Below are 1,477 nucleotides of genomic sequence, written 5' to 3'. Positions count from 1 at the left end.
TGTGATTCATGACTGGGGTGAAGTCGTAACAAGGTAACCCTAGGGGAACCTGGGGTTGGATCACCTCCTTACCTTAATGATGACGAAGTTGTTGAGTGTTCACACAGATTGCCTTGATTCAAGTTTAGAGACAGTACACGAAGTGGGTCTGTAGCTCAGGTGGTTAGAGCGCACCCCTGATAAGGGTGAGGTCGGTGGTTCGAGTCCACTCAGACCCACCACTTCGATTACGGGGCTATAGCTCAGCTGGGAGAGCGCCTGCTTTGCACGCAGGAGGTCTGCGGTTCGATCCCGCATAGCTCCACCATATCGTACTGTATTTGTCAGAAGACAAAGCCATGAGTTGAACATGTTGTTCAATGTATGCCTTTGACTTCTTTACGAAGTTTGCTCTTTAACAATCTGGAAAGCTGATTTAAAAAGTAGTTCTCAAACATTTGTTACAAGTGCTTTGGAAACTTCTTGGCGAAAACCAAATTTTATTTGGTCACCTTCCTTCGGGAAGAAAGTTGTGCAGCAACAAGCTGGGTCGTTCAACGACACTTCTTGGGGTTGTATGGTTAAGTGACTAAGCGTACATGGTGGATGCCTTGGCAGTCAGAGGCGATGAAGGACGTACTAACCTGCGATAAGCCGTGAGCAGTCGGTAAGAGACATTACGACTCACGGATTTCCGAATGGGGAAACCCACTTAGCATAAGCTAGGTATCGCTACGTGAATACATAGCGTAGCGAGGCGAACCGGGAGAACTGAAACATCTAAGTACCCCGAGGAAAAGAAATCAACCGAGATTCCCTCAGTAGCGGCGAGCGAACGGGGATTAGCCCTTAAGCATCTTGGAAGTTAGTGGAACGGTCCTGGAAAGGCCGGCGATACAGGGTGATAGCCCCGTACACGAAAACAACCTTGATGTGAAATCGAGTAGGGCGGGACACGTGACATCCTGTCTGAATATGGGGGGACCATCCTCCAAGGCTAAATACTCCTGACTGACCGATAGTGAACCAGTACCGTGAGGGAAAGGCGAAAAGAACCCCTGTGAGGGGAGTGAAATAGAACCTGAAACCGTGTACGTACAAGCAGTGGGAGCCCTTCGGGGTGACTGCGTACCTTTTGTATAATGGGTCAGCGACTTACATTTTGTAGCGAGGTTAACCGTATAGGGGAGCCGTAGGGAAACCGAGTCTTAACTGGGCGTCTAGTTGCAAGGTGTAGACCCGAAACCGGGTGATCTAGCCATGGGCAGGTTGAAGGTTGAGTAACATCAACTGGAGGACCGAACCCACTAACGTTGCAAAGTTAGGGGATGACCTGTGGCTGGGGGTGAAAGGCCAATCAAACTCGGAGATAGCTGGTTCTCCCCGAAAGCTATTTAGGTAGCGCCTCGGACGAATACTACTGGGGGTAGAGCACTGTTTGGGCTAGGGGGTCATCCCGACTTACCAACCCCATGCAAACTCCGAATACCAGTAAGTA

Annotated in this window: 2 tRNA genes and 2 rRNA genes; all 4 read left to right on the top strand. The window is 49.8% G+C overall.

Annotated features, from left to right (window positions below):
- A 16S ribosomal RNA gene (locus PG879_RS20410) occupies positions 1-71 on the top strand; the annotation flags it as partial.
- Between the two features lie 73 nt (positions 72-144).
- Positions 145-221 (top strand) — tRNA-Ile (locus PG879_RS20405).
- Between the two features lie 10 nt (positions 222-231).
- A tRNA-Ala gene (locus PG879_RS20400) sits at positions 232-307 on the top strand.
- A 251-nt stretch (positions 308-558) separates the two neighbouring features.
- Positions 559-1,477, top strand: a 23S ribosomal RNA gene (locus PG879_RS20395); the annotation flags it as partial.

The sequence above is a fragment of the Aeromonas sp. QDB63 genome (genome assembly GCF_027707425.1).
In the GTDB taxonomy this organism is placed as follows: Bacteria; Pseudomonadota; Gammaproteobacteria; order Enterobacterales; family Aeromonadaceae; genus Aeromonas; species Aeromonas caviae.
Note: the sequence above shows the minus strand (reverse complement) of the source record. Positions and strands in the feature narration are given on the sequence as shown.